The 13,864-nt window shown below is 43.0% G+C and carries 11 protein-coding genes; 4 read left to right on the plus strand and 7 right to left on the minus strand.

Features of this window, described 5'->3' with window-relative positions:
* Nucleotides 1–92: 92 nt before the first annotated feature.
* Nucleotides 93–701, minus strand: a complete 609-nt coding sequence (locus AACU33_RS35620; protein ID WP_096594946.1) for a hypothetical protein — start codon at nucleotides 699–701, stop codon at nucleotides 93–95.
* A 95-nt stretch (nucleotides 702–796) separates the two neighbouring features.
* Here AACU33_RS35620 and AACU33_RS35625 point away from each other — a divergent pair, with 95 nt between their 5' ends.
* A complete protein-coding gene (locus AACU33_RS35625; RefSeq protein ID WP_096594947.1) occupies nucleotides 797–1,486 on the plus strand; it encodes a DNA-3-methyladenine glycosylase family protein in 690 nt (229 codons plus the stop codon).
* Between the two features lie 20 nt (nucleotides 1,487–1,506).
* On the opposite strand, the gene AACU33_RS35630 is transcribed toward AACU33_RS35625, so the two are convergent.
* Both AACU33_RS35630 and dapF read right to left on the minus strand, forming a co-directional pair.
* Nucleotides 1,507–2,268, minus strand: coding sequence for a DUF4058 family protein (locus tag AACU33_RS35630; protein ID WP_096594948.1), 762 nt, complete (start codon nucleotides 2,266–2,268; stop codon nucleotides 1,507–1,509).
* Nucleotides 2,269–2,353: 85 nt separating this feature from the next.
* Nucleotides 2,354–3,193, minus strand: coding sequence for a diaminopimelate epimerase (gene dapF, locus AACU33_RS35635; protein ID WP_096594949.1), 840 nt, complete (start codon nucleotides 3,191–3,193; stop codon nucleotides 2,354–2,356).
* Between the two features lie 200 nt (nucleotides 3,194–3,393).
* Here dapF and AACU33_RS35640 point away from each other — a divergent pair, with 200 nt between their 5' ends.
* Complete coding sequence (locus AACU33_RS35640) at nucleotides 3,394–3,630, plus strand: Hfq-related RNA-binding protein (RefSeq protein ID WP_096594950.1); 237 nt, start codon at nucleotides 3,394–3,396, stop codon at nucleotides 3,628–3,630.
* 17 nt (nucleotides 3,631–3,647) lie between these two features.
* Here the strand turns inward: AACU33_RS35640 and AACU33_RS35645 are convergent, their stop codons facing one another.
* The 4 genes from AACU33_RS35645 to AACU33_RS35660 all read right to left on the minus strand — a co-directional run bounded on the left by AACU33_RS35645 (nucleotide 3,648) and on the right by AACU33_RS35660 (nucleotide 9,392).
* On the minus strand, nucleotides 3,648–5,984 hold the full coding sequence (locus AACU33_RS35645; RefSeq protein ID WP_096594951.1) for a cation:proton antiporter domain-containing protein: 2,337 nt from the start codon (nucleotides 5,982–5,984) through the stop codon (nucleotides 3,648–3,650).
* A gap of 330 nt (nucleotides 5,985–6,314) precedes the next feature.
* Nucleotides 6,315–6,590, minus strand: coding sequence for a MoaD/ThiS family protein (locus tag AACU33_RS35650; protein WP_096594952.1), 276 nt, complete (start codon nucleotides 6,588–6,590; stop codon nucleotides 6,315–6,317).
* A gap of 87 nt (nucleotides 6,591–6,677) precedes the next feature.
* Nucleotides 6,678–7,982: a threonine synthase gene (gene thrC / locus AACU33_RS35655; RefSeq protein ID WP_096594953.1), complete on the minus strand. Its 1,305-nt coding sequence runs from the start codon at nucleotides 7,980–7,982 to the stop codon at nucleotides 6,678–6,680.
* A 207-nt stretch (nucleotides 7,983–8,189) separates the two neighbouring features.
* Complete coding sequence (locus AACU33_RS35660; RefSeq protein ID WP_096594954.1) at nucleotides 8,190–9,392, minus strand: phosphoglycerate kinase; 1,203 nt, start codon at nucleotides 9,390–9,392, stop codon at nucleotides 8,190–8,192.
* Nucleotides 9,393–9,482: 90 nt separating this feature from the next.
* Between AACU33_RS35660 and AACU33_RS35665 the strand changes: the two genes are divergently transcribed.
* A complete protein-coding gene (locus AACU33_RS35665) occupies nucleotides 9,483–9,890 on the plus strand; it encodes a universal stress protein (RefSeq protein ID WP_096594955.1) in 408 nt (135 codons plus the stop codon).
* Between the two features lie 188 nt (nucleotides 9,891–10,078).
* Nucleotides 10,079–13,744 (plus strand): NB-ARC domain-containing protein, encoded by a 3,666-nt coding sequence (locus AACU33_RS35670; RefSeq protein ID WP_096594956.1) that lies wholly within the window; start codon nucleotides 10,079–10,081, stop codon nucleotides 13,742–13,744.
* Nucleotides 13,745–13,864: the final 120 nt, after the last annotated feature.

Raw genomic sequence — 13,864 nt, forward strand, 5'->3', positions numbered from 1 at the left:
AACCTAGTTTGAAAATCCTGACTAAAAAGAATCATTAACAAATCTCTGCTTTCATCTTATGTTTTAAATTTGGGATTGGCGAGTTTCTCAATTTAAGATCCATAATCTAAAATTGACTTACCCAGATATTGGTTAATTTCAACTACGAAAAACTCTGCTGGTTTCATTTGCTGATTTAAGAATTCAACTACACGCTTAAGTTCAGCCGGAATCTGCGCAGCTATAAAAATAAGCCGAATCTTTACTGCTTGTAAATTGGTTGCAACTTGTTGCCAAAACCGATCTAGATTAGCATCTTGTTCTCCAATAAGTTCTATTAATAACTGTTGGGCATTTGGTTTAGTTTCAAATTGCGTGCGAATTTTTTCCAACGACCAGTAATTTACTACATTAGCTGGATAGTTGAGCATTTGATTAACTATTTCTCGTTTTATGGGAGTACGATCGTCACGTTTCACTTTTACTAAGGTAGGAATTCCATTCTGGTCGAGGAACAAACGATCTAACGTCCAAAATCCACTGCTGTCTTCTGCATTTGGGATTATTTCTGGCTGCGAAACTAACAGCCAGTTTTTCGGTAAAGCACTATTTATCTGTTCGTCAGCTACCAACTTTTGTAATAAAGCTTCTGAAATATCTGTTTTTTGTGTTAGTTCTGCTAGCTGACTATGCTCCTGAATTAAGTAAATATCACTACTCATAAAAATTCTACCTTGGAGACCTAATTTAAGGTTCCCGAATTTATTAAACTGTTAACCATAACTCAGCTAGTTAGCAATATCAATTGTTGTAAAAGATGAGAGAAAAAGAAACATTTCTTCAAATATCATATCGACAATCGTTAACGAATGAGACTTTTATCCATGCTTTGATAGTGCTTGCCAATATAGATAAAGATTTGGCTGATGTTTTAGACAAATTTGGGACACCACCCATGTGGGAAAGAGAAGCGGGTTTTCCTACACTGCTGCGGATAATTCTAGAACAGCAAGTTTCCTTAGCAGCTGCCAAGGCTGTCTTTACACGTCTATGTAATGTTATTCAACCGCTAACACCAGAGACTTTTGTCACCCTTGACGATCTGCAATTAAAAGGGATTGGATTTAGTCGCCAAAAGATGCTTTATTGTCGTGAATTGGCGAATGCAATCCTGCGCGATCGCCTTGATTTAGCTCAACTGGAGACAATGGACGACATGACTATTAGAACTGAACTAAAGCGAATCAAAGGTATTGGAGACTGGACAGTTGATATTTACTTACTCATGGCGCTACAACGTCCGGATGTCTTTCCTAAAGGAGATTTAGGAGTAATTATTGCTTTACAAAAACTCAAAGGTTTACCAACACGCCCCACACCAACAGAAATAGATGCGATCGCTCAACAATGGCGACCCTGGCGTGCAGTTGCTACTAGAATCCTCTGGCACTATTACCTCAGTGATGTTACGGCAAAGACAAAACTGAAAAATGTTGTCAACTCTTAACCTCTCATCCTCTGTATCAATTACCTCAAGCCTTGCTCCTTCAACAAACCATCTACCCAAATAGCATCCACTTGCGGTAAAGGTGGCACAGGCTCATGGGTATAATCTATTGCCAAATCTAATCCTGCGCGATCGTATACCCCATGTATCAATGCTTGCAAATCTAACAAAGGCTCTGTATCTCCTCGACGCAGTGGTAGCAGAAAAGATGGAACTGGTTCTTGCAAATTAAACGGATATAACTCAGCTTTGGGACGAGAGTTGCTGCGACTTACCAAAATTCGGTAACTTGTCTGAATCTCAGTCCCCAAAATCGGCATAGGTTTTCCCCCTCGTAGCAGATCAATTTCCACTAGATGAGACAAACTACCTAATACCTGTTGACGCTTCCCTTCATAAGCATTTCTCCCTTCTCCAGAACGCTTATTTTTGGGTGAGAGAACCTCAATAACTGTGACAACTTCTCCTGTTCCTACTTCCCTAACTTCTAGGTATCCTTCCCGCACCTCTTCTGGCATAGGAACATTGACTGTAATCGGCTTAACTGATGATGTTGCAACTGCAACACTAGATAATTCTGCCTCAGTTTTTGCCAGCGATCGCCCTACGCCCACATCTTTATTGGTTATTTTATATACTCTGTGTTTAATCGCTACTCGATACTTTGACCGTACATGAGGAGCTATGACATCAGCTATGGCTACCATCAACCAGCTATGAACTTCTGGCCAAAGTTCAGGATTTTCGAGGTAGGGATTCATCCCCGGAAATGGCGATCGCATAGAGGTAGGATCTGATTCGCATTGCTCATATCCTACCAAATTCGGTTTTTTGGCATGGCAGGTAAGCTACCTACCCACCAATAAACTATAACTTGCCAGTAAAAACTCGCTTTGCCGGGCCAGTCATGTAAACCCGTTGGTCAATTTCAGACCATTCAATTTGTAAAGGGCCACCAGGTAACTCTACAGTTGCTGTGCGATCGCATTTTTCGGTCAACACACCAGCTACCAAAGAAGCACAAGCACCAGTACCGCAAGCTAAGGTAATACCAGCGCCTCGTTCCCAAACCCGCATTTTCAAATAGTTACGGTTGACCACTTGAATAAATTCGGTATTTGTCCGTTGGGGGAAAGCTGGGTGATGCTCAAATTTGGGGCCGATAGTTTCCAGGGGAATTGCAGCTACATCTTCTACAAAAGTAATACAGTGGGGATTGCCCATGCTGACACAGGTGACATCCCAAGTTTTTCCCGCCACCTCTAGCGGTTGATTAATTACCTTTGTATCCACAGCACTTAAGGTAGTTGGAATTTCCCCAGCCAGTAATTTGGGCAAACCCATATCCACCTTCACTTGACCATCAGCCATCAGTTGGGGTGTAATCACACCAGCTAAAGTGTGAATGCGATATGAGTCTTTATTTCTAGATTCGCCTTCTAAATCAGCCAAAAACACGCCTAAACAGCGAATACCGTTACCACACATTTCTGGTTCTGAACCATCAGAATTAAAAATCCGCATGGTGTAGTCAGTACCGTTTTCTCCTGGCAACGCAAAAATCACACCATCAGCACCGATACCAAAATGGCGATCGCACAACTCGATTGCTTGCTCTGGAGTCACTACTGGCAAGGATGAAGCGCGATTGTCAATGAGAATGAAGTCATTCCCCAAACCGTGATACTTAGTAAATTCGATTGCCATTTACCCAAGGATGAATTATCAAAGATTAGTTACTGTTGATTATGGATGAGAAATTGGGCATTTGTCCTTTGTCATTTGTCAAGAGTCAATGGTCAAGAGTCCAGCGTTAGAAGGCAACAACATTTCTTAATTTTGAATTTTGAATTGTTTGCCTCCCTTATCCCCTTTTTCTCTAATCCCTTATTAAAACATTCTGTCTTATGCATACATCACCAACAAAAACCCTTACAGATTTCGATACTTCACTGCCTAGTATTCGGCAAGTACAAAACCTAATAAAAAATACAGCCACAGTAGATGTCAAACTGGTGACGGGCGACCTAATCGCGGGTAGAGTAATTTGGCAAGATCCAAACTGCGTGTGTATTGTGGATGAAAACAGCCAGCAAACTACAGTTTGGAAGCACGCGATCGCTTACATCAAGCCGAAGAGTTAGTCTCAACCCAGCTTTATTCAATCTAGTGTCTCTTCTACAGGCAGAAATTCTTTGAGAGCTTCTGTCTCACTAGCCTTGACGATGGAAACCGATAGCGGTACTGTGTCGGGTGCGGTAAACAAAGGTTGTAGTTGATTGAGACTTACCAAGCCACCGCATAACAATACTTGATCGCCAATTCGCAAGTCCAATTTGTCTTCAGGTGAGCGAATAAACTTACCATCACGCCGGATTGCTTCTATTTTTACGCCATATTTATCGCTAATATCTAAATTTGCCAGAGTTTTACCCAAAACTGGAGTATCAGCATTAATTGTCGTCCACTGACAAGCGCTATTTTCTCCAGGCACAGCTGTTCTCCCAACGGCAAATTCAGCCAAAGCTGCTAATTCTTCATCTGCTCCCACTACCAGTAAGCGATCGCCTTCTTCTAATCGGGTTTGATTATCGGGATAGTCTATTTCCTCTCCGTTAGCGCGGCGAATTGCCATCAAACTCACCCCAATTAAGTAACGCATATCTGCTTCTTCTAAACTCATACCAATTAGGGGTGAACCAGACGGTAGGGGATACCAGCGCCGATTTAAGTCACGAGTGGCTTGCTGTAGATCGCGAGAAACTTCCGATGCAGTACGTTCTGGCCGCAAGTCTAAATAATGATCTTTGCGAATTTGCTGCATTTCTCGTTGTACGACATCTGGTGACAAGTCTAAACCTGTTAATAAATGGGTTGCCATTTCTAAACTAGCTTCAAACTCTGGTTGCACCACTTCCTTGGCTCCCAGTTGATAAAGCACTTCGATATTTTTATCTTGAGTAGCGCGGACAACCAAATCTAATTCTGGGGATAATTCCAAAGCGCGTTTCAGACAAAGGCGCGTACTCATAGGATCGGGAAGTGCGATCGCCATTCCTTTTGCATGATTAACGCCAGCAGTTTCTAAAACGTGAAAACTCACGCAATTGCCGTATACATAAGGCACTCCCGCATCACGTAATTTCTGAATGCGACTTTCAGATTGATCTATGACTACTACCGGTAGCTTGTGTTGTTGCAACAACTTGACTAAATTTTTACCTACTCGCCCGTAACCACAAACTACCACGTGGTCTTTTAAGGGCAAATCTTCTGAAACATCTCGCGGCTGAACTTCTTCTAGATAAGGTTTCAGCCAAGGCATCGATTCTGCCAAAGTAAATAAGAATGGCACCAAACGTAGAACAAACGGCGTGATAACAAGTGTTACTGCTGTAGTTCCTAAAATCAGTAAATACACTGTGCGAGAAACTAAGCCCAACGCCTGCCCTTCACTGGCAAGGACAAAGGAAAATTCCCCAATTTGAGCCAGTCCTAGCCCTGCAATTAAAGCTGTTTTTAAAGGATAACGGAACAGTTTTACTAAAGGTGTAACGATTAAAAATTTACCTACGAAAACTATTGCCACCAATCCCAAAATCAATTCTAGGTTTTTCCACAAAAACACTGGGTCAATTAACATCCCAATGGCTGCGAAAAATAAACTGGCAAAGATATCTCGTAGTGGCTCAACATAAGTCAAAGTTTGATCGGCATATTCCACCTCAGAAATCATCAAACCGGCGACAAACGCCCCCATTTCAATTGACAGCCCCAAATATTCTGTCAGTAGGGCAATTCCCAAGCACAACGCCACTACACCTAATAAAAATAGCTCTTTGCTTTCAGTACGCGCCAGGAGTCTTAACAACGGTGGGATTAACCAAATCCCTGCCACAACTGCACCAGCCGCAAATAAGCCAATTCGTACCAATGCTGTAACTACGGCTACACCAATCGCTTCACCTGGTTCGTGTAGGGCTGGTAATACTGCTAGCATGAGTCCCAATGCCAAGTCCTGCACTACCAAAATGCCCAGCATTACCTGTCCGTGGGGTGTTTCCGTTTCGTTGCTTTCCATCAAGCATTTGAGGACAACTGCGGTTGAAGATAAAGACAGAATTGACCCCAAAAACACGCCCTTAGCAGGTAAGGCTCCCCAAGCTCCCGTGACACCACAGATCGCGACCGTGATTAAAATCGTTAGTGCAATTTGTAGTCCACCGCCACCAAGAGCGATCGCTTTTACCTTCTTGAGTTCCGCAAAGGAAAATTCTACACCCAAGGCAAATAACAAAAAAGCGACCCCGAACTGAGCCAGAGTCTCCACTTGAATAACTTCTTTAATCAATCCCAGACCCGCAGGCCCCACAACCATTCCGCCGATGAGATACCCGAGCAACACTGGTTGTCGTAACAGCGCCGCAAACAGCCCGCCACAGGCCGCGACGGCGAGAACTGAAACTAAATCAACTATTAACCTAAAATCTTCTTGCACCAGTTTTAAAAAGAACTATTAAGACCTATTAACCACAGCATACAAATTTTTATATATCTTCGCTCAGGTTATTGATCCAAGGAAAACAAAATTTGCAGATTGATTGCTAAATATTCATATAGCGAGGGAATAGGGGAGACAGGGGCATACTGGGTATAATTAATTTACACTCAATACTTGTCCACACTCTACGAATCCTTGGCATTCTTGGCGTCTACCCTGTGGGAAGCCACTGCGTGTCTAATGCGGTTCGATAAAATAAAAAAACATAAGCGTGCCTTAAAAGCACGCTCAAAGATTTATATTTAAAAAATTTAGAACTTCAGCTTATCAACCACCTGCAACAGCAGGGACAATACTGACTTCATCGCCATCTTTGAGAGATGTACTTGTCCCATCCAAAAAGCGAATATCTTCGCTATTGACATACAAATTCAAAAATCGCCGCGGCTTTCCTTCTTCATCGCATAAGCGCGCTTTAATACCAGGACAGCTATTCTCTAAGGAATCGAACAGTTCCGCAATCGTACTGCCGCTGCATTCTAGCGTAGCTTGGTTATTGGTAAATTTCTGAAGAGCCGTGGGAACTAAAACTGTTACAGACATAGTTGAAGTATGAAGTGTGAGATATGAAGTATGAAGTATAAAGTATGAAGGATTGAGTTTAATCTTTCAGCCTTCACCCTTTATCCTTTAGACGAGTACTTGCTGCCATTCCAAACGATCGAGAGTGCGCGAACGCTCTAATGCGCGTTCAAAACTGTCGAGTTTGGCATCAATTGTCAAAGGTTCGCCAATGTAGCCGTGAAGTGCTTCTTGGGTTTTCAAACCATTGCCAGTGATGTATACCACAGTAGTTTCATCTGGATCAATTTTGCCAGCTTCTACTAATTTTTTCAGCACTGCAACGGTTGTACCACCTGCTGTTTCTGTAAATATACCTTCGGTTTCTGCCAGCAATTTGATTCCTTCAATGATTTCTGCATCATTGACTGATTCAATATTACCGTTGGTTTTGTTAGCTATCTCTACAGCATAAACACCATCTGCTGGATTGCCGATCGCAATCGATTTGGCAATAGTATTTGGTTTGACTGGTTTAATGAAGTCGCGTCCTTCTTTGTATGCTTGGGCGATGGGAGAACAACCCTCAGCTTGCGCTCCGCTAAACCGGACATCTTTATCTTCTACCAAACCAACTTCTACAAATTCTTTGAATCCCTTATAAATTTTTGTAAATAAGGAACCAGACGCCAGAGGCGCAACGATATGGTCGGGAAGTTCCCAACCTAATTGTTCGGCTACTTCAAAGCCTAGAGTCTTAGAACCTTCTGAGTAGTAGGGGCGGAGATTGATATTGACAAAACCCCAACCATGTGTATTTGCTACTTCCGAACACAGACGATTGACCTGATCGTAATTGCCTTTCACAGCCATTAATGTTGGGCTGTAGATCAGGCTACCCATAACTTTCCCAGCTTCTAAATCTGCGGGGATGAATACACAGCAATCTAAGCCTGCGTGAGCTGCGATCGCGGCTGTCGAATTTGCTAAGTTACCAGTGCTAGCGCAGGAAACAGTAGTAAAACCTAACTCTCTGGCTCTAGTTAAAGCAACCGAAACCACCCGATCCTTGAAGCTGAGGGTGGGCATATTGACAGCATCGTTTTTAATATAAAGCTTGTTTAAACCCAGACGACGCGCTAGACGGTGAGAACGAACCAGGGGAGTCATACCAGTTCCCACGTCAATCACATTGTCAGTTGCGACAGGCAAAAAGGGACGATAGCGCCAAATCGAATTAGGGCCAGCTTGAATTTTTTCACGAGTGACAGAATTCCGCAGAGCGTTGTAGTCATACTTGACTTCTAAAGGCCCAAAGCATAACTCACAAACATGGTTGGCTTTCAGTTCGTATTCCTCGCCACATTCCTTACACTTCAAGGCTTGAAAAGAAATAGTGGCTGCTTCTGTGAGTGCGGATTTTGTCTGAGTCATAAACCTAGCTTCCCTGTTTGTCTGTCAACTGTCGCCTGATAGTAACACGAGTAGAAATACCAGTCAAACATACCCGACCTTTTTTGTCGGGTATATGATTTTTGTCCTTGTAGCAGCTTTTTGAGGCTGAAAGTTGAAACTAAAAAAGTAAGGGCGCGATCGCACCCTTACTAAAAATTGTCAAAAATTAGCTGACGGGCTAATTATTTAAGCTTCATCTAAAGCCGCAATACCAGGTAATACCTTACCTTCGAGCAACTCCAAGCTAGCGCCGCCGCCAGTAGAGATGTGGCTCATGCGATCGGCTAAACCAACCTTTTCTACAGCTGCCACGGAGTCGCCGCCGCCGATAATGGTGGTAGCGCCCGTCTTGCTCAGTTCAGCGAGGGTCTGAGCGATCGCTTCTGTACCTACGGCAAATTTATCAAACTCAAACACACCCATAGGGCCGTTCCAAATCACCGATTTGCAATCTGCAAGCGCTTCTTGGAACACTTTGACTGAGTCCGGGCCGATATCCAAACCCATGCCATCATCGGGGATGTTGTCGATGCTCACAGTTTGAGCATTAGCATCGGGAGCAAACTTATCTGCTACTACCACATCTGTGGGTAACAGGAAAGTAACGCCGCGTTCTTTAGCCTTAGCTTCTAAACTTTTGGCTAGTTCTAGCTTGTCTTCTTCAACTAGAGACTTACCAACATTCAAACCACGGGCTTTGTAGAAGGTGAAAATCATCCCACCGCCAATGATTAGTTTGTCGCACTTCTCTAGCAGTGTTTCAATGACACCAATCTTGCTGGAAACTTTAGAACCGCCAATAATAGCTGCTAAAGGACGTTGCGGATTTTCAATTGCGCTTTGCAAATACTGCAATTCCTTCTCAACCAAATATCCAGCTACAGAAGGGCTGAGGAATTTAGTTACACCTTCCGTAGAAGCATGGGCGCGGTGTGCAGTACCAAAAGCATCATTGACATAAAAATCAGCATTGGCTGCCAATTTTTGCGCAAATTCTGGATCGTTTTTCTCCTCTTCTTTGTAGAAGCGGACGTTTTCCAGCAACAGCACTTGGCCGTTTTGTAAAGCTCCAACTTTAGCAGCAACATCATCACCGATAGAGTCATCAGTTTTAATGACTTCTTGACCCAGTAATTCAGACAACCGCTTGGCCACTGGAGTCAAACGTAATTTGTCATCCACACCCTTAGGACGACCAAAATGGCTTGCTAGAATTACCTTAGCTCCCTTCTGCGTTAAATCTTGGATAGTTGGCAAAGCGGCACGAATCCGAGTATCGTCTGTGATGTTGCCTTGGTCATCCAAAGGCACATTAAAATCCACCCGCACTAAGGCACGTTTACCAGATACATCTGTTGCAGATAAATTTGCTAAAGTTTTTTTGGACACAGCCAGACCCTCCCGATCGCCTTTTTGTTATTGTTTTGAAAGTAGAACCATCCAGATTTTACCGGAGCAAGGGGTACGGAGGTGAGAGAGATGTTCAAGACAGTTCTATTTCCCATCGATCAAAGCCGGGAAGCTAGAGAAGCGGCTGAGGTAGTTACCAACGTTGTACAAAAGTATGGTAGCCGTTTGATAATACTATCCGTAGTTGAAGAACCGCCCGCAGACGCACCTGTTACCGATCCAATGGTGTCACCGGAGGTAGTTGCCAAATTACTTGAAAGTGCCCAAACTTTATTTTCTCAACAAGGAATTAAAGCCGAAGTCCTGGAAAGGCAAGGTAAGCCAGCTTTTACCATTTGTGATGTAGCCGATGAAATTGGGGCAGATTTAATCATTATGGGTTGTCGCGGTTTAGGCTTAACCGAAGAAGGCGCAACTGATAGCGTCACTACCCGCGTGATTAATCTTTCACCTTGTCCAGTTTTGATTGTGCCTTAGGACATAAGGCAGAAGGCAGAGGGTTGAGAATCTGTTTTATCTCCTATACTCTGTCTTTTTTCCATATATCGTGAAAAATTAGACTTATAAAAAGCGATCGCTTACTTTCGCGAAAATTTGATAAAACTCATAATATTGCCTGAAAACTTATAAAGTTAATCTCGACTTGGCGTTAGCGGTGTAATCCAATGGAATCGCATAAGCAAAGACGCAGGCGTGGAATTATTCTCAGTCTTCTAGGATTTCAAAAGCTTCAGGAGGCTAGGCATCAGGCAGAAATCAAAGAAAATGATGGCGCTAGATTTACTTTAGAAGAATTGAGCTATCGCACTCAATTAGCTCCCTTTACAGTTTCCAAAGTCCTAGCACGCGCAGAAGGTGTTGATAAGCAAACCCTGGAATATTTCTTTAGAGCTTTTGGATTAGAGTTAACACCAAGCGATTATCAGCGGGTAGGGGGAACTGAGGAGCAGAGGAGCAGAGGAACAGAGGAAGCAGAGGAGGTTGGGGAAGTAATTTCCTCCCCATCTGCGTATTCAGGACTCAAAACTCATAACTCAGCACTCAAAGTTGATTGGGGTGAGGCTGTTGATGTCTCGATTTTTTTTGGACGCGCTGACGAAGTTAGCAAGTTAGAGTATTGGATTTTAAACGATCGCTGTCGCTTAGTAGCAATACTAGGTATGGGCGGAATTGGCAAGACTTCCCTAGGGGTAAAACTAGCACAGCAGATTCAAGAACAGTTTGAGTTTGTTGTGTGGCGGAGTCTGCGCAACAGTCCGTCGCTAGAAGAATTGTTGGTCAATTTGCTTCAGTTTTTTGCCTGCGGACAGCCAGTTAATGTATCTGAAAAGGGGGATTTAGTCTCACAATTCATCATGCATTTGCGATCGCACCGTTGTCTCCTAATATTGGATAATGCCGAATCTATTTTCGCTAGTGGAGATCAGTCGGGACGCTATCAATCTGGTTATGAAAACTACGGACAACTCTTCAAACAACTGGGAGAAACCACTCATCAAAGTTGTGTGTTGCTGACCAGTCGAGAAAAACCCCAGGAAGTCGCAGCTTTAGAAGGTGAAAATTTGCCGATTCGCTCTTTGCAACTCACAGGCTTGAGTGCGATCGCTGCTTTAAAATTAGTCAGAACCAAAAGTTTCTTTTGTGGCTCAGATACAGATTGGCAAAATTTAATTCAACACTATACAGGTAATCCCTTAGCTCTTAAAATTATTGCTACCACGATTCAAGAATTATTTGATGGCAATATAGCGGAATTTTTCGCTCATGGTTCTACAGTTTTTGGTAGTATTTACGACTTAATAAACCAGCAATTTCATCGCCTTTCTAGCTTAGAAAAAGAATTAATGTTCTGGCTAGCAATTAATCGCGAACCAGTAAATTTAGCAGAGTTACGCGCTGATTTAGTTTTACCGATAGCTTCGATGAAGTTGTTAGAGGCTTTAGAATCTCTCAACAGGCGCAGTTTGATTGAAAAAAAATCAGTTCCGCAAAACCCCGTTCGCTTCATCTTGCAACCTGTGGTGATGGAATATGTGACAGATCAATTAATTCAGGAAGTATGTGCAGAAATTCTGGGGGAAACGTCGCCACACTCCCTGCTTTACAGCCATGCTTTAATTAAAGCCACATCCAAAGATTACATCCGTGTTGCCCAAACTAAATTAATTCTGCAACCAATAATTGATTTGCTACTGCAAAACCTGCGAACTAAACAAGCTATTGAATCTCGGCTGCAAGAGATTTTGCGATCGCAACAACAAAAATCTCTCCAACAAAATATAGATAAATTACCGCCAGAACTAGAGCCGACATATACAGGTGGCAATATCCTAAATTTACTCTGTCACCTGGAAACTGATTTAACTGGATATGATTTTTCTTACCTGACAATTTGGCAGGCATATCTTCAAGATACGCCACTGAAAAAAGTTAATTTCAGCTATACAGATTTATCCAATTCTGTATTTGCCAAAACCCTATCTACATTGGTATGCACTACATTTAGTCCAGATGGCAATACTCTAGCTACAGGGCACTTTGACGGCTATTTTCGTCTGTGGGATGCGAACAGCGGTCAACAATTAATTACCTATCAGGGGCATATTGGTTTTATTTGGAGTGTAGCTTTTAGTCCAGATGGTAGTACCTTAGCAACTGCGGGAGAAGATGCCAAAATCAAGCTTTGGGATGTTTTAACTGGACAGTGTATTAAAACTATCCAAGGTCACAAAGGTGGCGTTCTTTGCGTGAAATTTATAGATGAGGGTAAGACATTAATTAGCAGCAGCGCCGACTTGAGCATTAAATTTTGGGATTTCAGCAGTGGGGAATGTACCAGAACATTATTAGAACATAGCAACCGAGTTTGGTCTGTAACGTTGAGTCCAAAAGATGACATTCTTGCTAGCGGTAGTGAGGATATGAGTATCAAGCTTTGGGATTTAGCTACAGGTGACTGCATCCAAACCTTACATGGTCATAATGATTGGATCAAATCCCTAGCCTTTAGTGCTACAGGAGTACTTGCTAGTGGTAGCTTAGACAAAACAATTCGGCTTTGGGATGTTGAGCGCGGTGTTTGTATTGGAGTTCTAGAAGGACATTTGAATGGGATACTAGCGATCGCCTTTGTCGATGACAGTAACATCCTGGCTAGCTGTAGCATAGATTGTACAATTCGGCTTTGGGATATTAGTACCCAGCAGTGTCTGAAGACTTTACAAGGGCATAATAACTCTGTGAATGCGATCGCTGCTAACCCTCAAGGAACCCAGCTAGCTAGCGGTGCAGATGATTTTTCCTTGCGGCTGTGGGATGTAGCGAGTGGCGAGTGCTTCCGCGTTATTAAAGGTAGAAGTAATTGGATTAAAGCGATCGCTTATCATCCCATTCTCCCCGATCTCATTGCTACTGGGAGCGAAGACCGCACAGTGCGTTTATGGACAAGCGATGGTAAATGTCGCATTTTTTATGGACACACAGATTTAATTTTCTCTGTTGACTTTAGTCCTGATGGACGCACCATAGCTAGTTCCAGCGCTGACCGCACAATTCGGTTATGGGATGTCGCAACTTGTCAGTGTACCAAAATCTTGCATGGGCATTCAGGAATGGTGACAGGAGTCGCCTTTAGCCCCGATGGTCTGCTTTTAGCAAGTAGCTGTTACGATAGCCAGATTAGACTGTGGGATACTGTCACAGGACAACTTCTTGATACTTTTCCAGTACACCTGGGAATGTCAATTGCTTTTAGTCCCGATAGCAAGAAGTTAGCAGCAGGTAGTTTTGACCAAACCGTGAGAATTTGGGATTTAGAAACTCGGCAATGTTATCAAACTCTCACAGGTAATCATAATTGGGTTTGGAGCATCGCTTTTAGTCCAGATAATCGCACTTTCGCCACAGGTAGTAGTTTTGAGGGCATTACGCGACTGTGGGATATAGAAACAGGCGAATGTCTTCATGTTCTCCCCGGACATCAAGATTTAGTTTGGGCGATCGCTTTCAGTCCCGATGGTAGGATGTTGGCTAGTTGCAGTAGTGACGGCACGATCAAACTCTGGGATATAGCCAGTGGCGATTGTCTTGCCACTTTGGCAGGACACGATATCTGGGTAATGTGTCTTGCCTTTAGTCCTGATGGTACAACCTTGATTGCTGGTGATGCTTATGCAGCTATTAAATTCTGGGATGTACAGACCCAACAGTGTGTCAACACCCTCAAGGCAGAACAAATTTATCAGGAAATGAATATTTACAGAATTACAGGTTTGACAGCAGCCCAAAAGTCGAATTTGTTAAGTCTGGGAGCAGTGGAAGTATGGGAGTGAGGGAGTGTGGGGAGAAATGACCAATGACCAATGACAGATGCCCAAACTAAGAACCATTACACTTCATTGCAAAATACAAAGCTGGGCAAAACAACATGATAGGTTTTGGTCATGTGAACA

It is taken from the genome of Calothrix sp. NIES-2098 (genome assembly GCF_963875125.1).
Classification (GTDB): Bacteria; Cyanobacteriota; Cyanobacteriia; order Cyanobacteriales; family Nostocaceae; genus Aulosira.

What these genes read in the sequence shown, in the direction of transcription:
- AACU33_RS35670 (WP_096594956.1), top strand. Translation starts at nt 10,079, where the DNA reads ATGGAATCGCATAAGCAAAGACGCAGGCGTGGAATTATTCTCAGTCTT.
- thrC (WP_096594953.1), bottom strand. Translation starts at nt 7,982, where the DNA reads ATGACTCAGACAAAATCCGCACTCACAGAAGCAGCCACTATTTCTTTT.
- AACU33_RS35620 (WP_096594946.1), bottom strand. Translation starts at nt 701, where the DNA reads ATGAGTAGTGATATTTACTTAATTCAGGAGCATAGTCAGCTAGCAGAA.
- AACU33_RS35640 (WP_096594950.1), top strand. Translation starts at nt 3,394, where the DNA reads ATGCATACATCACCAACAAAAACCCTTACAGATTTCGATACTTCACTG.
- dapF (WP_096594949.1), bottom strand. Translation starts at nt 3,193, where the DNA reads ATGGCAATCGAATTTACTAAGTATCACGGTTTGGGGAATGACTTCATT.
- AACU33_RS35625 (WP_096594947.1), top strand. Translation starts at nt 797, where the DNA reads ATGAGAGAAAAAGAAACATTTCTTCAAATATCATATCGACAATCGTTA.
- AACU33_RS35630 (WP_096594948.1), bottom strand. Translation starts at nt 2,268, where the DNA reads ATGCGATCGCCATTTCCGGGGATGAATCCCTACCTCGAAAATCCTGAA.
- AACU33_RS35665 (WP_096594955.1), top strand. Translation starts at nt 9,483, where the DNA reads ATGTTCAAGACAGTTCTATTTCCCATCGATCAAAGCCGGGAAGCTAGA.
- AACU33_RS35650 (WP_096594952.1), bottom strand. Translation starts at nt 6,590, where the DNA reads ATGTCTGTAACAGTTTTAGTTCCCACGGCTCTTCAGAAATTTACCAAT.